Below are 23,462 nucleotides of genomic sequence, written 5' to 3' on the forward strand. Positions count from 1 at the left end.
CCGCCGCGCGCGCCCGTCCCACCAGCGCGCACCATCCCGGTCGATTCACCCGGTCGGCGGACTCGGCGCCCGCGGCGGACTCGGCGGACTCGCCGCCCGTCACACCTTGCTCAGCCCGGCGTTCGCGGCGCGCGGATGCCTCCAGCGGATGCCGGCCGACAGCGACGGCCCTTCCTCCCGGAAGTGGTACTCGGCCCGCATGTCGCGGCGGCAGTCCGGGGTTTCGACGGCCAGCATCCACCAGTGCTCGCCCATCTCCCGTGCGGGCTGTTCGAGCGTCCAGGTGCCCCTTCCGCTGCATCCGGTCACGACCCCCGTGCCGCCCACCCAGGGAATGTTCTCGGCGACGGCCTCGCCGTTCTCCCGCAGGACGAGCCGCGCACCGCGCTCTCCGCGCCATTCGCCGATGTAGTCGCGGGTCTCGGAGCCCAGCGGGCCCCGGTCCGGGCGGAGGAGGCCCGGGCCGATGTGCACGGTCAGGAAGAAGAGCGCCACCGAGAGCCCGGCCGTCCACCGCACCATGCCCCACGGAGGCATCCCCCGGCGCCCCTGGCGCCCCCGGCGCCCGACGAGGTGCGCGGCGGCCGCGGGGAGCACCCCGGAGAGGGCGAGGCCGGCCCCCCACCGCCAGAACAGTCCGCTGTTCCAGCGGACGGGGAGGTACATGAAGGCGGCGTAGCCCGCGGCGAGGGCGACGACCGTGCACGCGGCCACGGCAGCCCTCTCGCGCCCCTGTCCGGTGACAGCGGACGTCAGGAGCACGGCGGGAACGCTGAACAGCAGTGCGTGCAGCAGCCCCGCGGCCAGGGCCAGCACGCCGTACAGCAGGACGTCGCCGATGTCCCGGACCGGTACCGACAGGACCAGGTCGTCGGTGTCGGGCCCGCTGAAGGGCACGAAGAACGCGCCTGCCACCACGACCGCCTGGACGACGGACATCGACGCCGCGGCCTTTGCCCGGACCAGGACTCCGGGCCCGTTCGCGCCGACCGCTCCGCTCATCCCCACCACACCCATCGATTGAACGCGTTCAACACTTCCGGGAGGGCAACCTACACGCCCCTTCACATCTGACGAACCGTCAGCTTCAATCGGCAGTGTGATGGGACACGCAGGGATGGCGGCCACCGTCGTCCGATACCTCAGGTCAGTCGGCGGCTCACCGGGTTCCGGCCCCGGCTCCGCCGTGCACGAGCCGGAGTCCGACGTTCTGCCCCGGCCCGACCTGCGGGCCGTCGGCGAGGATGAGCGCGCCCCCGTCGGCCCCGGCGAGTTCCGGGCCGTGCTCGGGCACTTCGCCAGCGGTGTCACCGTCGTCACGGCCCCGCCCGGCGAGGGCGAGGGCGAGGACGGCCCGGCCGGCTTCGCCTGCCAGTCGTTCGCCTCGCTGTCGCTGGACCCGCCGCTGGTCGTCTTCATGGTGGGCCGTACGTCGACCAGCTGGCCGCGGATCGCCCGCGCGGGCGTGTTCTGCGTCAACATCCTGGGCGCCGGGCAGGGCGAGCTGTGCCGCCGGTTCGCCGTCAGCGGCGCCGACAAGTTCGCCGGGGTCGCCCACTCGCCCGCCCCCGCGACCGGATCCCCGCTGCTCGACGGGGTGTCCGCCTGGATCGACTGCCGCATCCACGCCGTGCACACCGGCGGCGACCACCTGATCGTGGTCGGCCGGGTGGAGGCCCTGGGCGCGGCCGGCGGCGAGGGTCCGCTGCTGTTCCACCGGGGGCGCTTCGGCCGGCTCGCGGAGGACGGCGGCTGAGCGCCCCCTCCCCCGCCGGCGCCCCGCGCCCCCGCCCGCGCCCGCACCCCGTGCCCGCGCCCCGCGCCCGCGCCCCGCGCCCGCGCCCCGCGCCCGCGCCCCGTCGGCCAGGCAGCCGTGCGTACGCCCCTCCGGTCGGCCGGAGGGGCGTACGGCGCGTGCTGCGCGGCGGGGAAACGGGCGGCACCGGGGCCCACCCGCCCCCGTTCAGAACGTGAGGACCCCGCGCGCCACCCGCCCGTGCTGCGCGTCGTCCACCGCCTTCGCGAAGTCCTCGACCGGGTAGACCTCGGTCACCAGCTCGTCGAGCAGCAGCTGTCCCTTCCGGTACAGCTCCGCGTACAGGGCGATGTCCCGCTGCGGCCGGGAGGACCCGTACCGGCAGCCCATCACGGTCTTGTCGAGGTACATCGACGACACCTTGAAGGAGGCCTCCTCGGCGAAGCCGGGCACGCCCAGCAGCACGGCCTGCCCGTGCCGGTCCAGCAGGTCGATCGCCTGGCGGATCAGCCGGACGTTGCCGACGCACTCGAAGGCGTGGTCCGTGCCCGTCGGGAGGATCTCCTTCACCGCGGCCGGCGCGTCCGCGACCGCCGAGGCGTCCACGAAGTGCGTGGCCCCGAACTGCCGGGCCACCGCCTCCTTGGCCGGGTTCGCGTCCACCGCCACGATGGTCGTGGCCCCCGCGATCCGGGCCCCCTGCAGCACGTTGAGCCCGATGCCGCCCGCGCCGATGACGACCACCGACTCGCCCCGGTCGACGCGGGCCCGGTTCAGCACCGCGCCGACGCCCGTCAGCACGCCACAGCCGATCAGGGCTGCCGATGCCATCGGGATGTCGTCGGGGATCTTCACCGCCTGCACGGCCTTGACGACCGTGCGCTCGGCGAAGGCGGAGTTCGAGGCGAACTGGAACAGCGGCTTCCCGCCGCGTGAGAACGGCTGCCCGGGCATGCCGATGGCCTTGCGGCACATGGTCGGCCGGCCCCGGTCGCAGTCGGCGCAGGCCCCGCAGTTGGCGAGGGTCGACAGCGACACATGGTCCCCGGGCGCCACATGCGTCACCCCCGCCCCCACCGCCTCGACGACCCCGGCCCCCTCGTGCCCCAGCACCACCGGCGGGGGGAACGGGATCGTGCCGTCGATCACCGACAGGTCGCTGTGGCACAGCCCGGCCGCCGCTATCGCGACGAGGACCTCCCCCGGCCCCGGACCGCGGACCTCCAGATCGTCCACCACCCGGGCCTGCTTGCCGTCGAACACGACGCCTCTCATGCCTTCACCTCGCCTCTCTGGGCAGGCCGAGCACCCGCTCGGCGATGATGTTCCGCTGGATCTCGTCCGAGCCGCCGTAGATCGTGTCGGCGCGGGTGAACAGGAACAGCCGCTGGTCCTCGTCGAGCCCGGGCCCGTACGGGAGGTCCGGCGCCCAGGCCGCGGGCCCGGCCACGGCCGCCGCGCCCCGGACCGCCACCGCCAGCTCGCCGAGCCGCCGGTGCCAGCCGCCCCACAGCAGTTTGGCCACGCTGGGCGCGCCGCCCGGATCGCTGCCCGCGCCATCCCCGCCGACCCCGCTGGCGGTGGCGGTGGCGGTGGCGAGCGTGCGCAGTGCGTTCCAGCGCATGGTGCGCAGCTCGGCCCACTGCCGTACGAGCCGGTCGCGCAGGACCGGGTCCCCGCCGCCCGGGTCCCCGCCGCCGGGCCCGCCCTGCGCGGCGGCGGCGTACGCGGCCAGCACGCGCTCCAGTTCCGCGGCGAAGCCGATCTGCTGGACCAGGGTGGAGACGCCGCGTTCCAGCGCGAGAAGGCCCATGGCCACGGTCCAGCCGTTGCCCTCCCCGCCGACGGCCTCGGCCGCGACCGCCCCGTCGAAGAAGACCTCGTTGAACTCCGAGGTCCCCGTCATCTGCCGGATCGGCCGCACCTCGATCCGGCCCGGCTGGTCCATCGGCACGAGGAGGAACGACAGCCCCCGGTGCCGCCGGGAGCCGGGCTCGGTGCGGGCGAGCACGAAGCACCAGTCGGCGTCCCGGGCCAGCGACGTCCACGTCTTCTGGCCGGTGACGCGGAACATCCCGTCGCCGGTGTCCCGTACGGCGGCCGTCCGTACGCCCGCGAGGTCGGAGCCGGCGCCGGGCTCGCTGTACCCCTGGCACCACAGCTCCTCGCCGCGGGCGATGCCGGGCAGGAAGCGGTCCTGCTGCTCGCGGCTGCCGTACGCGATGAGGGTGGGGGCGAGGAGGTTCTCGCCGATGTGGCCGACGCGGCCGGGGGCGCGCGAGGCGGCGTACTCCTCGGCCCACACCACCTGCCCGGTCGGGGAGAGGCGCTGCTGCCCGTACGCGCCGGGCGGCGCGTCCCAGCCCTGGCCGATCCAGCCGCCGCGGCCCAGTTCGCGTTCCCAGGCGCGGCGCGCCCCCACTCCCTCGTGTTCGCTGCCAGGCCCGCCGAGTCCGGCGGCCTGTGCGTACTGGCCCGTGAGGTGTGCGGTGAGCCAGGCCCGGGCACGGCCGCGCAGCTCCTCGTCCTCGGCGCCGAAGCTGAAGTCCACGGTGTGCCGCCCCTTCTAGGCGTTGGGGCGGTCCTTGGCGGCCGCCGCCTTGGCCATGGCCTCCAGCTGGGCGAGCATCGGCATCGGGTCGGTGCCGACGGTGCCGGGCAGGAAATCGGCGATCTTCTGGGGGGTCCAGGGGCCCTCGGTGTAGCCGGCGCGCAGCTCCCGCGGCTGGGCCCAGACGGCGATCTTCGGGCCGGCGATCGTGTAGACCTGCCCGGTGATGCGCTCGCCCCCGGGGGCGAGGGCCTTGTCGCTGAGCAGGTAGGTGACGAGGGCGGCGACGTCCTCGGGTTCGCCGATCTCCTTGAGCTCCATGGGGACGTTCGCCGACATGCGGGTGCGGGCGACCGGGGCGACGGCGTTGGCAGTGACCCCGTACTTGTGCAGGCCGAGGGCGGCGGAGCGGACGAGGGAGATGACGCCGCCCTTGGCGGCGCTGTAGTTGGCCTGGGAGACGGAGCCCTGGTGGTTGCCGCTGGTGAAGCCGATGAGGGTGCCGGAGCCCTGGCGGCGCATGACGGCGGAGGCGGCGCGGAAGACGGTGAAGGTGCCCTTGAGGTGGGTGGCGAGGACCGGGTCCCATTCCTCCTCGGACATGTTGAACAGCATCCGCTCGCGCAGGATGCCGGCGACGCAGACGACGCCGTCGATGCGGCCGTACCGGGTGAGCGCGGTGTCGACGACGCGCTGCCCGCCGTCCATGGTGGAGATGTCGTCGGCGACGGCGACGGCCTCGCCGCCCGCGGCCGCGATCTCCTTCACCACGGCCTCGGCTATCTCGCTGGTCGGTGCGCCGCCGTCGATGCCGACGCCGTAGTCGTTGACGACGACCCTGGCGCCCTCGGCTGCGGCGGCGAGGGCGACGGAGCGGCCGATGCCGCGCCCGGCGCCGGTGACCGCCACGACCTTGCCTGCCAAGAAGTTCCCCACTCCGACCCCTTCCCGCGGTTTCTGACGGACCGTTAGATTTTATGGGCAGCCCGACGCCGCCGCACAAGCCCGCCGCACAAGCCCGCCGCAACCGCACCCGCAGTCGCGGCCGAGGAGTTGATGGACCGTGGCCCTGCCCGCCGAGTTCCACGAGATCGCCAAGCGCGTCAACAACTGGGGGCGCTGGGGTGCCGACGACGAGACCGGAACCCTCAACCTGATCACCGACGAGGTGGTACGGGCCGCAGCCGCCGAGGTGCGCACGGGGCGCCGGATCCCGCTCGCGCTCCCGCTGAAGGAGGACGGCGTCCAGGCGGGGCTGATCCCGGGGCGGATCAACCCCCTGCACACGATGGTGCAGATCAACCAGGAGCTGTTCGGCCCGGGCACGGTGGCGTGCAGCGACGACGCCGTGACCATGGGACTCCAGGCGGGCACCCACTGGGACGCCCTGACCCACGTCTCGCACTCCGGCCGCATCTACAACGGCCGCCCCGCCGACAGCATCACCGCGCACGGGCGGGCGGCGTTCAGCGGGATCGACAAGGCGGCGCCCGTCGTCTCGCGCGGGATCCTGCTCGACGTGGCCCGCGCGAAGGGGCTGGACCGGCTGCCGGGCGGCCACGCGGTGACCCCGGAGGACCTGGCGGAGGCGGAGGAGTACGGCGGGGTGTCCGTGCGCGCCGGGGACATCGTCCTGGTCCGCACCGGCCAGATCCAGGTCTACCTGGCCGGCGACAGGCACGGCTACGGCTTCCCCTCCCCGGGGCTGTCCGTCCGCACCCCGGAGTGGTTCCACGCCCGGGACGTGGCGGCCGTCGCCAACGACACCCTGACCTTCGAGGTCTTCCCGCCGGAGATCGAGGACCTGTGGCTGCCGGTGCACGCGCTGCACCTGGTCGAGATGGGCATGCACCAGGGCCAGAACTGGAACCTGGAGACGTTGTCCACAGCCTGTGCAGAAACGCGCCGCTACGCCTTCCTCCTCTCCGCCATGCCGGAACCTTTCGTCGGCGCAGTCGGCACCCCGGTCGCCCCGGTGGCCGTCCTCTGAGGACCTCCGGCGGATCATGCGGCGCTTGGGGTTGGCGCCTCGTTGCTCGTGGCATGGCAGGGGGGAGATCCACAAACGCCGCAACGGAGTCGAGCGCACGATCAACCGGCTCAAGAACGCGCGGCCGCCGTCACCCGCTACGGCAAACGGGCCCACGCCTTCCACGGCACCGTCACAACCGATGCCGTCCGGCTACGGCTCGGGGACTGAGCCGGCCTGCAGCCTCAGTCCCCGAGGAACCACAGGTACAGGTGCTGTCCGTCGACAGTCAGCTGACCCAGCTCAATGAGCTCGCACGCGAACTCATCGGTCAGCACGCCCGGAGGCAGCCGCGAAATCTCCTCCAACAGGGTGGACACCTGCCTGCGGTTGAAACAGGTGTCCGCGTCAGGCAACAGGTGCCCCAGCATCGGAAACACCGACTGATCGAGACCAGCCAGCTCCGAACCCCAAACCACACCGTGCTTCGCCCGCGCTTCGATCGTGCCGTTCTCGCTTCGGACCTGGAGATTGATCACGGGCGGAGCCTACGGCCTCATGATCTGCCGGACAGCTCCAAGCAAGGGCGCTTCCGCGAGACCTGTAGCACCGTTCAGATCCAGGTCACCTGCCGGATGTAGACGCGTTCGTGGCGTGGCACGACGAGATATACGAAGAACCCGCCTCCGACGTGCGCAGTATCGCCACTCGGGCTCATCCCCTCGTACTTCGTTCCGTCGAGGCAGAAGGCCTCGGCTGCCCGCACCAGTTCGTCGGCCTTCCTCATGACCTCTATGACAAAGGCGGGTGGCGAATCACCGAGGACATATTCCTCGTCGGGGTCGTACTCCCACTTCCGGCTCACTCCGACACCGCCGGGCGGCCTCTTCCTCCACAGCCCGGAGCTCATCCATGCCCGATCTGAAAGCGGGGTCATTGCGGCTGGCGGTCCCCTGGATGGACGCCAGGGCGCGGCTGCGGCGTGCGGACAGGTCCGGTCGGCGCTCGATCTCCACCTCGGCAGCCCAATGGGTGAGCCAGTGCTGAAGGTGGCCGATCTTGTTGCTGCTGATGGCTGCGGCGAGAGCGCGGTTCTTGTGCCTCTCCATCTCGTCCAGGCGATGCGGGCCAAGGCGACGCGGACGGCGTCGGGCGTGCGCTCGGGACGCGGAACGAGTTCGCCCCGATGGTCGGGCTGCGTAGTCATTCTGTCCTCCAGGTAGCGCCCTGGCCAGCGTACCCAGCCGGGCGCTGCGGGGGCGGACCCAGCGGCGATCCCGGCCTGCGCATACGCGCAGGAACCGCCCCGGCCCCACCCGGCAACCGCGGCCGCTACGCATTCTTCCCATCTGCCATGCCGGAACGGTCGTCAGCGCGATGGGGCCACACCGGTGGCCCCGGCGGCCGTCCTCTGACCGGTGCGGACAGCGGAGATCGCGGCAACGGCCCAGGCCACCGCCCATACGGCGCCGACGAGCAGTGCCGCGAGCGCGGTGGGCAGGTGGGGCGGGGTGGGCCCCAGGCCCGGCGCCAGGCCGGCCGCGCGGGCGCCGAACCCGAGGACGCCCGCTCCCACCATCGCGATCCCCGCCCAGGAGACGGCGAGCGCCGGCCATCGGACGATCCGGGCCCGCGGGGGGCGGAGGAGGAGCAGCGCCACGACGGCCATGAGCAGGCCGAGGCCCGCGTTGGCCAGTTGGGCGGTCGGGACGTCGGCGACAGCCTCGTAGGCGTCAGCCGGCGCGGGGAAGCCCGGCATGCCGAGCTCGCCGTCCCCCGCCAGGTCCACCTTGCTGACGGTGTAGGCGAGGGCGCCGAGGCAGGCGGTGAGCGCGGCGACGGTGCGCGTCATGCGGGATCGGGGCATGGGGACATCCTGCGGCGCCCTGCCGCCGGGCCGCGTCCTCCGCCCGTACGGACTCCCTCCCCCGTGCGGGGGAGGAAACCGTCATGGCGCACGTCATCGTGGGCCCACATCCCACACCCACCGCCACAGGTCAGAGAACGTACTGATCAGAAGGGGTGTCCCAAGAACGGTGCACCCCGTCGTCATGGGCCTGTCCCACCCTGAACCGCCCGAGCCTCACGGAAGAGTCGGCCGCCCTCGGCGGTTCCGCGGCGCACGTGTCTGTGAAGGGATCGTGCACCTCAATCCCATACTCAGCGGCGAGCCGATTCTCTGTTGCAGCCGTGCGGCCGACGTACCGAGCCCCGGTCGGCAAGGCACGGTCCGCATGGCCCATGGTCAACGCGTCCACCGAGTACGCGGCCGAGCCGGCCGCCTCCCCTCGGACCCGTCCTCGCGTGCCCGACGGGTCGGCACAGTCCCCGCGACTCTCCCGGCCCCGCTCGCGCGGGAGCGCCCCGCGGCGCGTGGCTGCGGGGCGCCTTGCGGGGTTCAGTCGACCTGCTGCCCGTCGTACGTACCGCCCTTGCAGAGGTTCTCCGCCAGATCGGGCGTTCCGCCGCCCTGCTTGCACTCAGAAGGGGTGACGACGGATGGGGCACCCTGTGCGGTGGCGGCGGTGACGCCTGTGAGGCCGACTCCGGCGAGGGCTGCCGTGGCGATGACGGCAGCGAGGGTTCGTCGAATGCGCATGCGGTTCTCCTTTCACGGGTTGCCTCGGTTGGGCACTAGCCAGTTTGATCTTCGCCCATGTGGGTGGCACGCCATGTTGCGCCATTCGGGTGACAGCGCGCTCGGGTGACGGGTGGGTGACGCGACCCGTCGGACAGGCCCTGGCCAGGCGGCGCGCTGCTCCGCAAGGCCCAAACCAGATGTCGAGTCCGCTTCCTGACCGGCGACCCGAACGGTCCCGTCACGGTGATCCAGTAGGTGGCGGGAGGGCCCCGTGGACCAGGCGTGGACCGCCAGGAACCACAAGGCGGCCTGAAGATGGGGAACGAGCAGGTCAGCCACGTTGGAGACGCTTCCCCCGGCACCCTCTTGAAAGCCGCCCCCGGCGGCTCACGCCAGCCGGAACCACACCGCCTTGCGGTCCGGCCGGGCGCTAACGTCCCAGTCGTCGAAGAAGCGCCCCGCATGGGGCACTCCTTGATCGATTGGCTGTATTGCTGTTCGTCGGTCTCGGCGAGGGCCCGCTCGATCTGCTGGTTCGCGGGGTGTTGGTTCCAGCGGATCGCCTTGGTGCAGAAGCGGAACAGCACGGCGATGCTGTGGCCGGCGGGCGACCTCGGCCGGGGAGACGCCGGGCTCCAACCAGAGGGAGACGCACGCGGCGCGGAATCCGTATGGGAGTCGGCCATCCTCGGAGGTTCCCAACCCCTTGATGTGGTCGCGGATCAGGCGTACCAGTACCGGCGGGATCGGTACATTACGGGCGGCCTTCCGCCATGCCTCGAAAGGGAGTTGACGTTAGACGAACCCGGCGCGCGAGGGGTGCGCCGGGGTCGAGGAGTTGGGGGGTGAGATGCAGCGTCAGGCCGATTCGACAGTGCTCAGGAAGTCGTCAGCGGTGGCGTCCATCAGCAGCTCATCACACGGGCGGCCCAGCCAGTAGCCGGAGTGCCGGAGGCGGCCAGCAGGCTGGAAGCCTGCCTGCTCGTCTGATGGTCAAGCGGTTGGAGCCCTATCGCTCCCTCGCCCCGGTTGGCGCGCTCCTGGAGCGTGCGAAGGGCTAGCGGGTAGCCCGGGTGATCCAGTCCAGGTACTCGGCGCGGCCGGCGTCGATCGTGAACGCGATGACCTCAGGCGAGTCGTAGGGGTGGTTGTCCACCAGGTACTTCTCCAGCGCCTCGCGCCGGTCACCGGCCGTACGGAACGTCACCTGGTACTCGGTGCCTTCGGAGACCGCGCCGCGGTGTCGGTACGTCGTCTCGATGGGCCCGGTCACCTGCCCCGAAGCGGCTAGGCTCGCCTCCACCGCCGAGCGCGACAGCTTCCGCGCAGCGTCCTGATTGCCCACGGTCGTGATCACGATCAAGAAGTCGGCCATGGGGGCAACGTACCCGCCCCATGCATCGCACCGACATGGGGCCAGTGGACCAGGTGTGGACCGCCGGAGGCCCCGAGGGGCCCTGAGGGGTGGGAACAAGCAGGTCAGGCGCACTGAAACCCACCTCCCGGCAACAGCCACTCGGAAGCCGTGCCCGGTGGTTCATGCCAGCCGGAACCACACCGCCTTGCGGTCCGGCCGGGCGCTGACGTCCCAGTCGTCGGCGTACGCCGCCACGAGCGCCAGCCCGCGGCCGTGCGTGTCGAGCAGGCCCGGACGGCTGTCGCCGCCCCCGTCCGGCGGCCGGCGCTCGGCCGCGGAGTCGTACACGGAGACCGTGACGCGGCCGCCTGACAGCACCATCTCGACGGCGATCTCCCTTGTGTCCGTATGCCGGTGGGCGTTGGTCACCACCTCGGAGGTGCACAGCCGGGCCCCGTCCACGAGGTGGGCAAGTCCTGCCGCCTGAAGGATCAGGGCGACCCATTCACGGGCGAGCCGAGGGGTGTCTGCCAGGCTGGGCGCGGTGAAGCGGTAGGTGCGGTCCGCCGGTGTTGCGGCGATGTTCGTCGTTGCCATCGTGGTTCCCCCAACGCGGTACGAGTACGCGCTGCCGCCGCTCGCCCTGTGCCGTGGCTTTGGCCGCCCGGGTGACACGCGCCGTGTCAAGGCGCGTGTCAGCGGCTGCACTTCGACTTCCTGGCTCACGAAGCGGTGCACCACCGACTGTAGCGGTTCAAGCACAACGCGTTGTACGGCATTCCCTAACTCGGGGTGCAAGTGGACCTCGTGCTGACCTGAGGCCAGACTGAACCCCGACAGGAGGGGAGGCCGATGCCACCAAGGAAGGCCCCGACCGCGCGGCAGTGCCGGTTGGGTTCCGAGCTTCGGAAGATCCGCGAAAAGGCCGGGATTTCACTCACCGAGGCCGCAGCACAGCTCAGCACTGACCGCACGACGATGAGCAACGTCGAAGCCGGAAGATTCGGCGTCAGCAGCGAGCGCGTGCGGACGTGGGCGAACCACTACGGCTGCCCGGACGCAACGTACGTCGACGCCCTGGCCGCAATGGCCACGGAACGCGGACGCGGTTGGTGGGACGACTACCGTGACGATCTGCCGGCCGGGCTGCTCGATATCGCGGAACTCGAACACCACGCCGTCGCGTTCCGCCAGTCGCAGATCATGCACATCCCAGGACTCCTCCAGACCGAGGACTACGCACGTGCCGTCTTCGCAGAGGCCGTCCCCGCCTTGCCGCCGGCATACCTCCGCCGCCTGGTCTCCTTCCGGATGCGGCGCCGCGATGTCCTGGATCGCAAGGAGTTGCCGGAGTGCACTTTCCTCATCCACGAGGCCGCCCTGCGCGTCCACTTCGGCGGCCGGAAGGTTGCCGTCCATCAGCTCGGCTACCTACTGGAGCAGACCGAACGCGAGAACGTGACGGTCAGGGTGATCTCCTTCGAGGCCGGGGGATTTCCGAACGCCGGACTCTCGACCCTCTATGCGCACGGACGGGTCCCCCAGCTGGACACCGTGCAGACCGACACCGCCAGATCCTCGGAGCTTCTCGATGCCGAGCTGCCACTGGCCAACTGCAGTGCAGCGCTGGACCGGATGCAGGAGCGGTCGTACGACCCCGAACAGTCCCGCGAGTTCATTCGCAAGATGGCACAACGAGCGTGAGGCGTGAGAGCTGTGGACATCAAGTGGCGCAAGTCCTCCAAGTCGGACGACGTTGCCAACTGCCTTGAGGTGGCGGTGAAGGACGGCGAGGTCCTGATCCGTGAGAGTGACGACCCCGGCACCATCATCCGGACCACCCGGGCCAAACTCCGGGCGTTCATCGACGGAGCCGCGGCCGGCGAGTTCGACGACCTGGCCTGAACAGCGCGAGCAACCCCCGACCCCCTGCCCACCCAGGCCAGGGGGTCGGGCCTTTGCCCCTCCCGTCACCGCGGCATATGCCAGTCTCACTCGTTAGACGTCAAACGATTGATACCCACCTGTCGCCAGCGTTAGCGTCTGACGTGCGGCGCCCAGGCCGACTCGGAGCCGCACAACCATCCTCAGCCCTGCGCCAGTTGGGGAGGGCGCACCGTTGCCCCCTGCCTGCTGCTCGCACCAGCCCCGGAGGGGGCAACCCGCCGCACGGGCAGGAGCACCGCGCATGTGTTGCACCAGCCATGACCACTCGCTCCCACCCTCTCCCCGGACGCCCCGGGACTGCACGGTGGGGATCCGCACCGGGTACTGGTTCGAGGCCGTCTGCTACCGGGACAGCACTGACCGGTGTCCCGAGCTGCTGTACCGGACCGTGCTGGAGACCCCGGAGAGGGCGGTCCGGCTGGTCCGGATGCAGATCCGGACCACGCATCCGTTCGCCCTGTCCGCCGCCGAGGTCGACCGCGCGCTCGCCTGGGCCGACGGGGGCGGGCGAGTGCAGGCCCTCGCCGCACTGCACCGCGGTGAGGCCGCCGGGTTCAGCATCCTGTTGCGCGACGGGCGTCGGCCCGAGTGGCGCATTCTGCCTGTCGGCTGCCTCACGCTGGCCGTTCTCCAGCGCTGACCGGCGGTGACTCCGCCTCCGGGATGCAGCCTGCGGGCCGATGTCCCGGCTGTGCGGCGGTGGTTAAGGTCGCGCCATGGACACCTCATCAGGGAAAGCGGCGGGTGGTGCGCGCCGGGCCGGGACGGCGCACCGGTGGAAGACCGCGGCGCTCTGGGGCGGGGCGGGGCTGGTCACGCTCGTGCTCTCCAACCTCGTGGCCGGCGTGCCGCTCGGGTACGGCGACGAGTTGTTCACGCCGGGCCCGATCCTCGCCCTCCTCGGGATCGCGACCGCCGTGGTCCTCGTGCGGCGGGCGCCGCTCGTGACGCTCGGCCTGATGCTGTGCGTCGACGCCGCCCTGCTCTTCGTCACCGTCACCCCCGGGCTGACGATCGCCGCGGTGATGCCGGCCGCCGCCGCGCTCGGCACGGCTGCCGCGACCCGGCCCCGTCGGACCGCGGTGACCGCGCTCGCGATCACCGTGCTGCTCCTGGTCCTCGGCCAGTTCGGCGCACCCACGCCCCTCGACCCCACCCTCCTCGACCAGCACGGCATGCCCCTGCCCGGCGACCCGGCGCTTGCGGCGCGGACCGACCGATACCCGTTCGGCGGCGCGACCCTGCTGTCCCAGATCCAGCTGCCGATCGTCGTGGCCGCCTGGCTGATCGGAGACTCGGTGCGGCGCCGTCGCGAGTCCGCCGCGCAGGAACAGGCCCGAGCCACCGAGCAGGCCCTCGCCGAGGAGCGACTGCGCATCGCCCGCGAGCTGCACGACCTGGTCGCCCACAGCATCGGCATCATCGCCATCCAGGCCGGCGTCGGCAGCCGCGTCATCGACAGGCAGCCCGCGCAGGCCCGCGAAGCCCTGCAGGCCATCGAGGCCACGAGCCGGGAGACCCTGGCGAGCCTGCGCCGCACGCTGGTGGCGCTGCGCCGCAGCGAACCCGCCCCGCTGGCCCCCACGCCCGGACTCGACGGGCTGGAGCAGCTCGCCGCCGCGACCGCGAGCGACACCCGGGTCAGGATCGAGGTCGTCCGGTCGGGGGAACGGCGGCCCCTGCCGCAGGACATCGAGCTGGCCGCGTACCGGATCGTGCAGGAGTCCCTGACCAACGTCGTCCGGCATGCCGGGGCGGCCACCTGCCGCGTGTCCGCCGGGTACGGGGACGGGGAACTGGCCCTGGAGATCACCGATGATGGGCGGGGGGCGGCGGTGGCGCGCTCCGGCGGCGGGTTCGGGATCACCGGGATGCGGGAGCGTGCCGCGCTGCTCGGCGGCCGGTTCGAGGCCGGGCCCGTATCCGGGGGCGGCTTCCGGGTGGCGGTCGGCCTGCCCGTCGAACCGGTCGGCCCGGCCGATCCCGGGGGCCGGGAGGACGAGCACGAGGGCGAGGACGAGGGCGTGAAGGAAGGGAAGCGATGAGCGGTGGCATCCGCGTTCTGCTGGCCGACGACCAGCCGCTGGTGCGGTCGGGGCTGCGGGTCCTGATGGCCGACACCCCGGACATGGAGGTCGTCGGCGAGGCCGCGAACGGCGCCGAGGCGGTCCGGCTCACCGCCGAACTCGACCCCGACGTGGTGGTGATGGACATCCGGATGCCGGAGATGGACGGCATCGAGGCCACCCGCCGGATCACCGCCGCCCGGACCGGCGGCGGCCCCGGCGTTGGCCCCGGCGGCCGTCCGGGCCGGGACGGCGCGGCGGCCGGCGCGCGGGTCCTGATCCTCACCACCTTCGACGAGGACGACCACGTCTACGGGGCGCTGCGCGCCGGCGCGAGCGGCTTCGCCGTGAAGGACATGGCGCTGGACGACATCCTGGCCGCCGTCCGCGTCGTCGCCTCCGGTGACTCCCTGCTCGCACCGGGCGTCACGCGTCGCCTGATAGCGGACTTCGCTGCGGCCCCGGCGCGCGCCCCGGAGCGGGTGCCGATCGTCACGGAGCGGGAGCAGGAGGTCCTGACGCTGGTGGGGCGCGGCCTGTCGAACAGCGAGATCGCGGAGAGCCTGTTCATCTCCATCGCCACCGCCAAATCGCATGTGGCGCGGCTGCTGACGAAGCTGGACGCCCGCGACCGGGTCCAACTGGTGATCAAGGCCTACGAGATGGGGCTGGTCGCACCGCCCAGGTGAGGGTGGGCCGGTAGTCCGCGCGCCTCGGTGAGGTACAGCGGGTGGCGGCGTACAGTCGCGCACGCCCCGAGCGCGGCACGGCAGCCGCCACCCCCGCGACCCGCACTCGTCAAGGCCTGCCCTTGGCGTCCCCTCGCGTCGAATCGCTCCACACCAGGGTGATCAACAGTTGACGAACCGTCAACACCTCGTTAGAGGTACACGCGCGGTTCCCGGATCGGCCCGAATTTTTCGCGCGGGCCGTCCGTGCAGGTCGTGGCGCGGTCGGCGGTCTCGTCCGCCCGGTCGACCTCGCACCAGATCCGCTTGCCCGCACCCTCGCGCTGCCAGCCCCACCGGTCGGCGAGCCCGTCGACCAGCTCCAGCCCGCGCCCGCCGGTGTCCTCCCCGCAGGCCTGCCGCCGGGACGGCGCCCGGTCGCTGGCGTCGGCGACCTCCACCCGCACGCCCGGCCCGCCGAACAGCATCCGCAGCACGGCCGGACAGCCGGTGTGCACGACGGCGTTGGTGACCAGCTCGGAGATCAGCAGGATCAGCGTCTCGGCGAGCGGCTCGTCGTCCTTTATCCCGCACCCCGCCAGCCGGGACCGGGCCCACCGGCGGGCCCGGCCGACCTCCGCCGGGTCCGGTCCTACCTCCAGCTGCACCTGAAGCACCTGCACCGTTCACACCATCCGAACCGGCGGACACGTCGCCTTGTGACAGGACGGGATCACCGAACGTGACCCCTCTGTGCAGCAGCATGGTTGACATACAGTCACCACGACAAGCGCTTCGGGCATATTCCAGCGCGAAGATGCAGGCGTGGTGCATACTGTGCGGCGCTCACGCCGCGCTACCGCTCGCATTCCCGGGAGCGTACCGGAGCAGTCCCCCGCATCCGGGCCGTATGGGGCCCTTCCAAGGACACAAACCGATATCAACTCTCTGTAATCGGACATGCGTCCCGCGTGAGGTCCGCACCACGCCCGCGCCCCGCCCGCGTCAGGGTCGTCTCAGGCCCGTGTCAGGGTCGTGTCAGGCCCCGGCGGTGGCCAGCAGATCGGCTGCCAGCACCTCCTCCGCCTCGCCCGCCGTCCGCCACTGCTCGGCCCGCAGCCAGGCCCGCTTCAGGTGCAGGTGCACGTCGGCCTCCCAGGTGAAGCCCATCCCGCCGTGCACCTGGAGGCAGTCCCGCGCATTGCCCACGGCGGCCTCGTCCGCGAGCAGCTTCGCCCCCGCGATCTCCGCCGGGTCCGCCGTCACCGCCGCCGCGTAGACCGCCGCACGGGCCGTCTCCGCGCGCACCAGCATCCCCGCACACAGGTGCTTGACCGCCTGGAACGCCCCGATCGGCTGCCCGAACTGCTCGCGCTCCCTCGCGTGGCGCACCGCCAGCTCCAGGGTGCGCAGGGCGCTGCCGAGCTGGAGGGCCGCCGTCAGCAGCGCGCCCTCGTCACGGTACGGAGCCACCTGCGCGGCGGGCCGCCCCGCCCCGCCGCGGCCGTCCGCGGACGCGGGGGCGGGCGCGGGCACGCGGTGCAGCGGGGTCAGGGGGTCCGCGGAGCGGACCGGCTCGCCCGTACGGAGCAGTGCCGCCGGGGGCTGCGCCGACCCGAGGACGGCGTCCGCCTCCCCGAGGTGCGCCACGAGTGACCCGCCCAGGTCGAAGGCCGTGACCACCGCGGTGCCCTGCGCCGCGCCCGGGACCGTCCCGGCCGCGAGGTGTGTCGCCACCAGGGGGCCCGGCAGCAGTACCCGCCCGGCCTCCTCGAAGACGAGCACGGCCTCCGCGAGCCCGAGCCCGACCCCGCCCGCCGCCTCCGGCAGCCGCAGCGCGAAGAACCCGGCCTCGCCCAGCTCCCGCCACAGCTCCCGGTCGACCCCCGCGGCCGCGACGGTGTCCACGGCGGCCCGCAGCGCCTCGCGCCCGTACCGCCGCGCCAGCAGCTCCCGTACGCCCGCCCGCAGGTCGCGCTGGTCCTGCGTCGGCTGGAAGTCCACGCCCCTCACCGGCCCTTCGGGAGGCCGAGGATCCGCTCGGCGACGATGTTCCGCTGGATCTGGGAGGTGCCCGCCGCGATCGTGTACGAGAGGGAGGACAGCCGTTCGCGCACCCACTCCTCCTCCAGCACGAGCGAGTCCGCGCCCAGCACCTCGGCGGCCGTGTCGTACAGCTCCTGCCGCGCGTGCGAGTAGGCGAGCTTGAACACCGACCCGCCCGCCCCGGGGACCCCGCCCGGCGAGCTCCCCCGAGTTCTCGACTCCGCTCGAACAGGGGGGACCCCCATGGCCTCGCTGACGTTCCACTGTGTGAGCCGCCACAGCGCGCCGAACTCCGCGTGCAGCCGGCCGAGGCGGCGCCGCAGCACCGGGTCGTCCCAGCGGCCGTTGGCCCTGGCCGCGCGGGCGAGCTCGCCCAGGGTGCGCCGGCAGGCCACCACCTCGCCGACGAAGGCCGTGCCCCGCTCGAAGGAGAGGGTGACCATGGTGACCCGCCAGCCGTCGTTCTCCTCCCCGACCCGGTGGGAGACGGGGACGCGGACCTCGTCGAGGAACACCTCGGCGAACTCGGTGCTCCCGGCCAGGGTGCGCAGCGGCCTGACCGTCACCCCGGGCGCGTCCATCGGCATGGCGAGCCAGGAGATGCCCCGGTGGCGGGGGGCGGCGGGGTCGGTGCGGACGAGGAGTTCGCACCAGTCGGCGATCTCGGCGTGCGAGGTCCAGATCTTCGAGCCGGTGACGACGTACGCGTCGCCGTCGCGGACGGCGCGCGTGCGCAGGGAGGCCAGGTCGGAGCCGGCGCCGGGCTCGCTGAAGCCCTGGCACCACACCTCGTCGCCGCGGAGCACGGGCGGCAGCCAGCGGGCCCGCTGCCCGGCGGTGCCCTCGGCGGCGATGGTCGGGCCGGCGTGCAGCAGTCCGACGAAGTTCGCGCCGACGTAGGGCGCCCCGGCGCGCTCGGTCTCCTCCAGGAAGATCAGGTGCTGGGTGGGGGTGGCGCCGCGCCCGCCCGCGTCGACGGGCCAGTGCAGGCCCGCGTACCCGGCGTCGTACAGCCTGCGCTGCCAGCCGAGGTCGTACGCGCGGCGGCCGGGCCAGTCGTCGGGGGAGGGCTTCGGCGGCAGCTCGGGCAGCACCTTGGCGAGCCACTCGCGCAGCCGGGCCCGGAACTCCTGCTCCTCCTGCGTGTACGCGAGGTCCACTACCGCGCCGCCCCGGCGGCCCCGGCCGCTCGGTCGCCGTCCAGGTCGAGGCCGAGCATGCGGATGGCGTTGCCGCGCATCAGCTTGTAGACCGTCTCCTCGTCGAGGCCCTTGACGTGGTCGAGGGCGACCTCCTTGGTGTGCGGGAACGTCGAGTCGACGTGCGGGTAGTCGGTCTCGAAGGTGGCGTTGTCGCGGCCGACGACGTCGAGCGAGGCGATGCCGTGCTTGTCCCGGAAGAAGCAGCAGAACATCTGCCGGTAGTAGTACGTGGACGGCGGCTCCGGGATCAGGTCGCGGACCCCGCCCCAGGCGCGGTGCTCCTGCCAGACGTCGTCGGCGCGTTCCAGGGCGTACGGGATCCAGCCCATCTGGCCCTCGCTGTACGCGAGCTTGAGCTGCGGGAACTTCACCAGGACCCCGCTGAAGAGGAAGTCCATCATCGAGGCCATGGCGTTGTTGAAGCTGAGCGAGGCCTGGACGGCGGGCGGGGCGTCGGGAGAGGCGGCCGGCATCTGGGACGAGGACCCGATGTGCATGTTGACGACAGTGCCGGTCTCCTCGCAGACGGCGAAGAAGGGGTCCCAGTAGCCGGAGTGGATGGAGGGGAGTCCGAGGTGGGTGGGGATCTCGGAGAAGGTGACGGCCCGGACCCCGCGGGCGGCGTTGCGGCGGATCTCGGCGACGGCCAGGCCGATGTCCCACAGGGGGATGATGCACAGCGGGATCAGCCGGCCGCCGCTGTCTCCGCACCACTCCTCGACCATCCAGTCGTTGTACGCGCGCACGCAGGCGAGGGCGACCTCCTTGTCGCGGGCCTCGGCGAAGGTCTGCCCGCAGAAGCGGGGGAAGGTGGGGAAGCAGAGGGAGGCCTCGACGTGGTTGAGGTCCATGTCGGCGAGCCGGGCCCCGGGATCCCAGCAGCCGCGGCGCATCTCGGCGCGGGTGATGCCCTCCAGGGTCATGTCGTCGCGGTCGAAGCCGACGGCGGCGATGTTCCGCTTGTACGGGAACTTCAGGTCCTCGTAGATCCACCAGTCGGTCGGCGGGCCGTCGGGGTCCATGGAGATCACGTACTTGCCGCCACGGTACTCCAGCTCGCCGATGCCGGCGGTGAGCGGCTTGGGTCCGCGGTCGCGGTACCTGGCGGGCAGCCAGACGTCGAAGAGGTGCGCGGGTTCGATGACGTGGTCGTCGACGCTGATGATCCGAGGCAGTTCCATTGGTGTCCCCTCACCGCGAGCCGGATCGAGCCGGGCCGAGCCTGATCTGATGCGTTGATCCGATGGAACGGATCCGACGAGGCGAATCCGGCGGACCGGATCCGACCCACCGGATCTGATGGATCGTCAGAAAGTGCGGTCGCTCCACGCTAGCCCCGCCACCCCTGGACCGACAAGCGCCCCGGCCCTACGCTCTGCCCATCATCTGACGGAACGTCAGGAACGATCGGTCGAACGGAGGGCTGCCATGCCGGGAACGACGCGGACGCCGGCCGGCACCGCACGCGAACTGGACGAATCCCCCACCCTCTGGGCGCTCCTCGCCCGCCGGGCGGAGCTGACCCCCGACGCCCCCGTCCTCATCCAGGCGGCCCCGGACCCCGCCGACGACCGCACCATCACCTTCGGCGCGCTGCGCGACCGCGCCGAACGGGTCGCCGCGGGCCTGTACGGGATGGGGGTGCGCCCCGGCACGGTCGTCGCCTGGCAGCTGCCCACCCGGATCGAGACGGTCCTGCTCTCCCTCGCGCTGGCCCGGATCGGGGCCGTGCAGTCACCCGTGATCCCCTTCTACCGGGACCGCGAGGTGGGCTTCGCGCTGCACGAGTCCAAGGCCGAGTTCTTCGCCGTCCCCGGCCTCTGGCGGGGCTTCGACCACACCGCGATGGCCGGGCGGCTCGGGGCGCGCGGCGTCTTCCGGGCGTACGAGGCCGCCGACCTCCCCGACGGGGACCCGGCCGTCCTGCCCGCACCGCCGGCCGACGGCACCTCCGTACGCTGGATCTACTGGACCTCCGGCACCACCTCCGACCCCAAGGGCGTCCTGCACACCGACCGCTCGCTGATCGCGGGCGGCTCCTGCCTCGCCCACGCCCTGCGCCTCGGCCCGCGGGACGTCGGCTCGATGGCGTTCCCCTTCGCGCACATCGCCGGCCCCGACTACACCGTGATGCTGCTGCTGTACGGGTTCCCGGCGGTGCTCTTCGAGAAGTTCGCGATGCCGGACGCGCTGGACGGCTACCGGCGCCACGGGGTCACGGTCGCGGGCGGCTCGACGGCCTTCTACTCGATGTTCCTCGCCGAGCAGCGCAAGAACCCGTCCGAGCCGCTCCTCCCCGCCCTCCGGCTGCTCGCGGGCGGCGGCGCCCCGAAGCCGCCGGAGCTGTACCACGCCGTGGTCCGCGAACTCGGCTGCCGGCTCACCCACGGCTACGGCATGACCGAGGTCCCGATGATCACGATGGGCTCACCGGACGACACCGCGGAGCACCTCGCCACCACCGAGGGCCGCCCGCCCGCCCGCATGTCGATCCGCATCACCGCACCCGACGGCACCCCGCTGCCCGCCGGCACGGACGGCGAGGTCCGGCTGCGCGGCGAGGCGGTCTGCCGCGGCTACCTCAACCAGGACGGCACGCCCGGGCCCTTCGACGGGGACGGCTACCTGATCACCGGCGACCTCGGCCGGCTGACCCCCGACGGCTACCTGGTCCTCACCGGCCGCAGCAAGGACGTCATCATCCGCAAGGGAGAGAACATCTCGGCGAAGGAGATCGAGGACCTCGTCCACCTGCTCCCGGAGGTCGGCGACGTCGCCGTGATAGGCCTGCCGGACCCGGAGCGCGGCGAACGCGTCTGCGCCGTGGTGGAGCAGCCGCCGGGCGCCGCCCCCCTGACCCTGCAGCGGGTGACGGACCACCTCCGCGCCCAGGGCCTGGCCCCCCACAAACTCCCCGAACAGCTCGAACTCCTCGACGCCCTGCCCCGAAACGAGGCCCTCCGCAAGGTCCTCAAGTACAAACTCCGCGAACGCTTCGCCTGAGCCCGCCCGAGCACGCCCGAGCCCACCGAGCCCGCCCGCACCGGGGCGGCCCCCGCGGCGGACCCGCGGCGCCCGGTGGCGGACCCGCGGCGGCCCCGGAGCAGCCCCGGAGCGGCCCCGTGGCGGGCATCTCATTCCGGCCTGCGCGCCCGGCCCGGTACACGCCGCGTGCCACAATGAGCAGTCTTTCCCGTGTCCACCAGAGCGCCCCTGCGGGCCTCTCGAGAGGCGTCATGCGCATACGCAACTCCCGCCAGAGCCGTTTCCGCTGGTCCCACGGAAGCGTTGCGGAACTCTTCTCGGGCCGGGACAACAGCCTCGGCCTGCTCCGGCTGATCCTGGCGTCCGCCGTGGTCCTGTCCCACGCACGCATCCTCGGATTCGGTCAGCGCGAGTTCGGCTACGGCTTCGCCGCCGGGCAGACCGACATGGGCAAACTGTCCGTGTTCGGCTTCTTCGTCCTGTCCGGCATGCTGGTCACCCGCAGCGGCAACCGGCTCCCCGTCGGCCGCTTCCTGTGGCACCGGGCACTGCGTCTGCTGCCGGGCCTGTGGGTGTGCCTGCTGGTGACGGCCTTCGCCGTCGCACCGTTCCTGTACTGGCGGCAGCACCACGACCTGGCGGGCTTCCTGGGTCGCGCCGACGGCCCGCTGGAGTACATCCAGTCCAACTTCGCCATCCGGGTGCACCAGTGGGGCATCTCCGGGATCCTCGACACCGCCCAGAGCAAGGGGCTCGCGCACAACGGCAGCTTCGACGGCGCCCTGTGGTCCCTGGAGTACGAGGTCCTCTGCTACCTCGGCGTCGCCCTCCTCGCCCTCGCCGGAGCACGGGCCGGCGGCGTGGTCCGCGCACGGCGCGCCGTCCTGGCGGTCACCGTGCTCCTCGGCTGCTACGTGCTCGGCGACGCCCTCACCAACCCCCGGCTGAACGTCATGGAACACCCGGCGGGCGAGGGCGCGTCCGCGGCGGTCGTCGGCGGCTACGTCGTGCCGCTGGCCTTCTACCTCGGCTTCGCCTTCGCCATCGGCGCGCTCATCGAGGTCTACAAGGAGCGGATCCCCGTCAGCGACCCGCTGGGCGTGCTCAGCTGCCTGGTCCTGCTCGCCGCCCTCCACTACGGCTGGCTGTACGTCCTGGGCGTGCCCGCCCTCGCCTACCTCCTGCTGTGGCTCGCCATCCGGCTGCCCAAGCCCTTCCGCAAGGTGGGCCACAAGCACGACTACTCGTACGGCATCTACATCTACGGCTTCGTCGTGGAGCAGGCCGTGGCCGTGCTCGGCGGCGCCCGCTGGGGCCTCGCCGCCTACCTCGGGATCTGCGTGGCCGGCACCCTGGTCGCGGCGGCGCTGTCCTGGCACCTCGTCGAGCGCCCCGCCATGCGCCTGAAGGACATCGGCCTCTCCCGCCCCGGCGTGCCGCGGCAGGCGGGCCGCGGCGACGCGGCGCGGTCCACGGCCCCGGCCCCGGACCAGGGCCAGGACTTGGCCGGCGTCGGCGCGAAGGCCCCGTAGCAGCAAGGCCCCGCGGTGCGGGCGGGGCCTGGGCTCACGGACCCGGGTCAGGCGTCCGGGGCCTCCACGCCGCAGTACGAGGCGAAGGCGGCGAGGAGGTCGTTCTCCGAGAGCCGGCCGTCGCCGTCCCCGTCGAGGGCGGCCGCCACCGGGCCGGCCACCTCCGCCGGGGTGCCCAGGACGCGCAGGACGCGGGCCGCCTCGGCCGGGGTCACGCCCCCGCCGTCCACGTCGGCCACCGCGATCACCGCGTGCAGGAACGGCCGCGCGATCTCCGCGAACCGCTGCGGGCTGTCCCGCAGCCGCTTCGCCGCCCCGGTGATGAACTCCTGGCGCGTCACCCGCTGGTCACCGTCGACGTCCGCGATCCCGGCCATCCCCTGCCAGAACGCCTCCGCGCCGGCGAACACGGCCTGGCCCTTGTCCGACCGCGGGGCCGTACCGAACTCGGCCAGCACCGCCTTGGCGGCCGCGCTGAAGTCCTGGCGGTCGATATATCCGTTGCCGTCCTGGTCGAAGGTGGCAAACCGGGCGGCGATCTTGCGCTCGTATTCTGCGCTGTCCATATCGGGGGTTCCGCCTTCACATGTGCGGTGGGGTGCAGTTCAAGACAAGCGGGAGCGTAAGCCCTTCACGGCCCGCGCGTTAAGCGAAGGTGTCAAGGAGGCTGCCGCATCGAACCCGCGCACGGGAAGCGCGGCGGGGCGCGCACATCCGTGCCCATGTGCCGGGCTCATGTGCCGTGCCGCGCCCCTGCGTTCACACCCCGTCACGGCGCGTCCACCGCGGAGCACTCTTCCAG

24 protein-coding genes and 1 pseudogene are annotated in these 23,462 nt (G+C 72.5%); 9 read left to right on the forward strand and 16 right to left on the reverse strand.

Annotation, left to right across the window (positions count from 1 at the left end):
* Positions 1 to 99 precede the first annotated feature (99 nt).
* On the reverse strand, positions 100 to 1,002 hold the full coding sequence (locus tag ACIQUT_RS28645; RefSeq protein WP_403566892.1) for a hypothetical protein: 903 nt from the start codon (positions 1,000 to 1,002) through the stop codon (positions 100 to 102).
* A 115-nt stretch (positions 1,003 to 1,117) separates the two neighbouring features.
* On the opposite strand from ACIQUT_RS28645, the gene ACIQUT_RS28650 reads away from it, so the two are divergent.
* Positions 1,118 to 1,756 (forward strand): flavin reductase family protein, encoded by a 639-nt coding sequence (locus ACIQUT_RS28650; RefSeq protein ID WP_403566974.1) that lies wholly within the window; start codon positions 1,118 to 1,120, stop codon positions 1,754 to 1,756.
* A gap of 207 nt (positions 1,757 to 1,963) precedes the next feature.
* Here the strand turns inward: ACIQUT_RS28650 and ACIQUT_RS28655 are convergent, their stop codons facing one another.
* Genes ACIQUT_RS28655 through ACIQUT_RS28665 form a run of 3 tightly spaced genes read right to left on the reverse strand, consistent with a single transcriptional unit; the run spans position 1,964 to position 5,243 of the window.
* Positions 1,964 to 3,031: a Zn-dependent alcohol dehydrogenase gene (locus ACIQUT_RS28655; protein ID WP_403566894.1), complete on the reverse strand. Its 1,068-nt coding sequence runs from the start codon at positions 3,029 to 3,031 to the stop codon at positions 1,964 to 1,966.
* Between the two features lie 4 nt (positions 3,032 to 3,035).
* Positions 3,036 to 4,307 carry an acyl-CoA dehydrogenase family protein gene (locus ACIQUT_RS28660; protein ID WP_403566896.1) on the reverse strand — a complete coding sequence of 424 codons (1,272 nt, stop codon included), beginning with the start codon at positions 4,305 to 4,307 and terminating at the stop codon, positions 3,036 to 3,038.
* 15 nt (positions 4,308 to 4,322) lie between these two features.
* Positions 4,323 to 5,243: an SDR family NAD(P)-dependent oxidoreductase gene (locus ACIQUT_RS28665; protein ID WP_403566898.1), complete on the reverse strand. Its 921-nt coding sequence runs from the start codon at positions 5,241 to 5,243 to the stop codon at positions 4,323 to 4,325.
* 127 nt (positions 5,244 to 5,370) lie between these two features.
* On the opposite strand from ACIQUT_RS28665, the gene ACIQUT_RS28670 reads away from it, so the two are divergent.
* Entirely contained in the window at positions 5,371 to 6,297 is a 927-nt protein-coding gene (locus ACIQUT_RS28670) for a cyclase family protein (protein ID WP_403566899.1), read from the forward strand.
* A gap of 224 nt (positions 6,298 to 6,521) precedes the next feature.
* Here ACIQUT_RS28670 and ACIQUT_RS28675 read toward each other — a convergent pair whose 3' ends face one another.
* The 7 genes and pseudogenes from ACIQUT_RS28675 to ACIQUT_RS28705 all read right to left on the reverse strand — a co-directional run bounded on the left by ACIQUT_RS28675 (position 6,522) and on the right by ACIQUT_RS28705 (position 10,811).
* A complete protein-coding gene (locus tag ACIQUT_RS28675; protein ID WP_403566901.1) occupies positions 6,522 to 6,815 on the reverse strand; it encodes a hypothetical protein in 294 nt (97 codons plus the stop codon).
* Between the two features lie 74 nt (positions 6,816 to 6,889).
* Complete coding sequence (locus tag ACIQUT_RS28680) at positions 6,890 to 7,186, reverse strand: hypothetical protein (RefSeq protein WP_403566903.1); 297 nt, start codon at positions 7,184 to 7,186, stop codon at positions 6,890 to 6,892.
* A 459-nt stretch (positions 7,187 to 7,645) separates the two neighbouring features.
* Positions 7,646 to 8,143, reverse strand: a complete 498-nt coding sequence (locus ACIQUT_RS28685; RefSeq protein ID WP_403566904.1) for a hypothetical protein — start codon at positions 8,141 to 8,143, stop codon at positions 7,646 to 7,648.
* Positions 8,144 to 8,674: 531 nt separating this feature from the next.
* Positions 8,675 to 8,875: a hypothetical protein gene (locus ACIQUT_RS28690; RefSeq protein ID WP_403566906.1), complete on the reverse strand. Its 201-nt coding sequence runs from the start codon at positions 8,873 to 8,875 to the stop codon at positions 8,675 to 8,677.
* Between the two features lie 840 nt (positions 8,876 to 9,715).
* Positions 9,716 to 9,841: pseudogene (locus ACIQUT_RS28695) on the reverse strand (GNAT family N-acetyltransferase); the annotation flags it as partial.
* A 73-nt stretch (positions 9,842 to 9,914) separates the two neighbouring features.
* Complete coding sequence (cutA, locus tag ACIQUT_RS28700; protein ID WP_403566908.1) at positions 9,915 to 10,232, reverse strand: divalent-cation tolerance protein CutA; 318 nt, start codon at positions 10,230 to 10,232, stop codon at positions 9,915 to 9,917.
* A gap of 162 nt (positions 10,233 to 10,394) precedes the next feature.
* Positions 10,395 to 10,811, reverse strand: a complete 417-nt coding sequence (locus tag ACIQUT_RS28705; protein WP_403566909.1) for an ATP-binding protein — start codon at positions 10,809 to 10,811, stop codon at positions 10,395 to 10,397.
* A 255-nt stretch (positions 10,812 to 11,066) separates the two neighbouring features.
* Here ACIQUT_RS28705 and ACIQUT_RS28710 point away from each other — a divergent pair, with 255 nt between their 5' ends.
* From ACIQUT_RS28710 to ACIQUT_RS28730, 5 genes are all read left to right on the forward strand, one after another.
* Positions 11,067 to 11,918, forward strand: coding sequence for a Scr1 family TA system antitoxin-like transcriptional regulator (locus tag ACIQUT_RS28710; RefSeq protein ID WP_403566911.1), 852 nt, complete (start codon positions 11,067 to 11,069; stop codon positions 11,916 to 11,918).
* 3 nt (positions 11,919 to 11,921) lie between these two features.
* Entirely contained in the window at positions 11,922 to 12,119 is a 198-nt protein-coding gene (locus ACIQUT_RS28715; RefSeq protein WP_403566912.1) for a DUF397 domain-containing protein, read from the forward strand.
* Between the two features lie 346 nt (positions 12,120 to 12,465).
* On the forward strand, positions 12,466 to 12,801 hold the full coding sequence (locus ACIQUT_RS28720; protein WP_403566914.1) for a hypothetical protein: 336 nt from the start codon (positions 12,466 to 12,468) through the stop codon (positions 12,799 to 12,801).
* Positions 12,802 to 12,877: 76 nt separating this feature from the next.
* On the forward strand, positions 12,878 to 14,206 hold the full coding sequence (locus ACIQUT_RS28725) for a sensor histidine kinase (RefSeq protein WP_403566916.1): 1,329 nt from the start codon (positions 12,878 to 12,880) through the stop codon (positions 14,204 to 14,206).
* The gene (locus ACIQUT_RS28730; RefSeq protein ID WP_403566918.1) at positions 14,203 to 14,916 is read left to right on the forward strand and encodes a response regulator; all 714 of its coding nucleotides are present in this window, start codon (positions 14,203 to 14,205) and stop codon (positions 14,914 to 14,916) included. Before ACIQUT_RS28725 ends, ACIQUT_RS28730 begins: the two co-directional genes overlap by 4 nt.
* 191 nt (positions 14,917 to 15,107) lie before the next feature.
* Here ACIQUT_RS28730 and ACIQUT_RS28735 read toward each other — a convergent pair whose 3' ends face one another.
* From ACIQUT_RS28735 to ACIQUT_RS28750, 4 genes are all read right to left on the reverse strand, one after another.
* On the reverse strand, positions 15,108 to 15,578 hold the full coding sequence (locus ACIQUT_RS28735) for an ATP-binding protein (RefSeq protein WP_403566920.1): 471 nt from the start codon (positions 15,576 to 15,578) through the stop codon (positions 15,108 to 15,110).
* A gap of 355 nt (positions 15,579 to 15,933) precedes the next feature.
* Positions 15,934 to 16,899 (reverse strand): acyl-CoA dehydrogenase family protein, encoded by a 966-nt coding sequence (locus ACIQUT_RS28740; protein WP_403566921.1) that lies wholly within the window; start codon positions 16,897 to 16,899, stop codon positions 15,934 to 15,936.
* 5 nt (positions 16,900 to 16,904) lie between these two features.
* On the reverse strand, positions 16,905 to 18,101 hold the full coding sequence (locus tag ACIQUT_RS28745) for an acyl-CoA dehydrogenase (RefSeq protein ID WP_403566922.1): 1,197 nt from the start codon (positions 18,099 to 18,101) through the stop codon (positions 16,905 to 16,907).
* Entirely contained in the window at positions 18,101 to 19,324 is a 1,224-nt protein-coding gene (locus ACIQUT_RS28750; RefSeq protein ID WP_403566924.1) for an amidohydrolase family protein, read from the reverse strand. Before ACIQUT_RS28750 ends, ACIQUT_RS28745 begins: the two co-directional genes overlap by 1 nt.
* A 247-nt stretch (positions 19,325 to 19,571) precedes the next feature.
* Between ACIQUT_RS28750 and ACIQUT_RS28755 the strand changes: the two genes are divergently transcribed.
* Both ACIQUT_RS28755 and ACIQUT_RS28760 read left to right on the forward strand, forming a co-directional pair.
* Entirely contained in the window at positions 19,572 to 21,146 is a 1,575-nt protein-coding gene (locus ACIQUT_RS28755; RefSeq protein WP_403566925.1) for a class I adenylate-forming enzyme family protein, read from the forward strand.
* 233 nt (positions 21,147 to 21,379) lie between these two features.
* Positions 21,380 to 22,660 (forward strand): acyltransferase family protein, encoded by a 1,281-nt coding sequence (locus ACIQUT_RS28760; RefSeq protein WP_403566927.1) that lies wholly within the window; start codon positions 21,380 to 21,382, stop codon positions 22,658 to 22,660.
* Positions 22,661 to 22,707: 47 nt separating this feature from the next.
* Here the strand turns inward: ACIQUT_RS28760 and ACIQUT_RS28765 are convergent, their stop codons facing one another.
* Positions 22,708 to 23,226, reverse strand: coding sequence for an EF-hand domain-containing protein (locus tag ACIQUT_RS28765; RefSeq protein WP_403566929.1), 519 nt, complete (start codon positions 23,224 to 23,226; stop codon positions 22,708 to 22,710).
* Positions 23,227 to 23,462 lie beyond the last annotated feature (236 nt).

Origin of the sequence: Streptomyces sp. NPDC090445, assembly GCF_044769385.1 — a bacterium.
Lineage (GTDB): Bacteria > Actinomycetota > Actinomycetes > Streptomycetales > Streptomycetaceae > Streptomyces.

Coding starts and splice junctions, on each gene's coding strand:
- ACIQUT_RS28710 (WP_403566911.1), top strand. CDS start 11,067: ATGCCACCAAGGAAGGCCCCGACCGCGCGGCAGTGCCGGTTGGGTTCC.
- ACIQUT_RS28750 (WP_403566924.1), bottom strand. CDS start 19,324: ATGGAACTGCCTCGGATCATCAGCGTCGACGACCACGTCATCGAACCC.
- ACIQUT_RS28655 (WP_403566894.1), bottom strand. CDS start 3,031: ATGAGAGGCGTCGTGTTCGACGGCAAGCAGGCCCGGGTGGTGGACGAT.
- ACIQUT_RS28690 (WP_403566906.1), bottom strand. CDS start 8,875: ATGCGCATTCGACGAACCCTCGCTGCCGTCATCGCCACGGCAGCCCTC.
- ACIQUT_RS28680 (WP_403566903.1), bottom strand. CDS start 7,186: ATGAGCTCCGGGCTGTGGAGGAAGAGGCCGCCCGGCGGTGTCGGAGTG.
- cutA (WP_403566908.1), bottom strand. CDS start 10,232: ATGGCCGACTTCTTGATCGTGATCACGACCGTGGGCAATCAGGACGCT.
- ACIQUT_RS28645 (WP_403566892.1), bottom strand. CDS start 1,002: ATGAGCGGAGCGGTCGGCGCGAACGGGCCCGGAGTCCTGGTCCGGGCA.
- ACIQUT_RS28755 (WP_403566925.1), top strand. CDS start 19,572: ATGCCGGGAACGACGCGGACGCCGGCCGGCACCGCACGCGAACTGGAC.
- ACIQUT_RS28765 (WP_403566929.1), bottom strand. CDS start 23,226: ATGGACAGCGCAGAATACGAGCGCAAGATCGCCGCCCGGTTTGCCACC.
- ACIQUT_RS28705 (WP_403566909.1), bottom strand. CDS start 10,811: ATGGCAACGACGAACATCGCCGCAACACCGGCGGACCGCACCTACCGC.
- ACIQUT_RS28725 (WP_403566916.1), top strand. CDS start 12,878: ATGGACACCTCATCAGGGAAAGCGGCGGGTGGTGCGCGCCGGGCCGGG.
- ACIQUT_RS28650 (WP_403566974.1), top strand. CDS start 1,118: ATGGCGGCCACCGTCGTCCGATACCTCAGGTCAGTCGGCGGCTCACCG.
- ACIQUT_RS28685 (WP_403566904.1), bottom strand. CDS start 8,143: ATGCCCCGATCCCGCATGACGCGCACCGTCGCCGCGCTCACCGCCTGC.
- ACIQUT_RS28760 (WP_403566927.1), top strand. CDS start 21,380: ATGCGCATACGCAACTCCCGCCAGAGCCGTTTCCGCTGGTCCCACGGA.
- ACIQUT_RS28730 (WP_403566918.1), top strand. CDS start 14,203: ATGAGCGGTGGCATCCGCGTTCTGCTGGCCGACGACCAGCCGCTGGTG.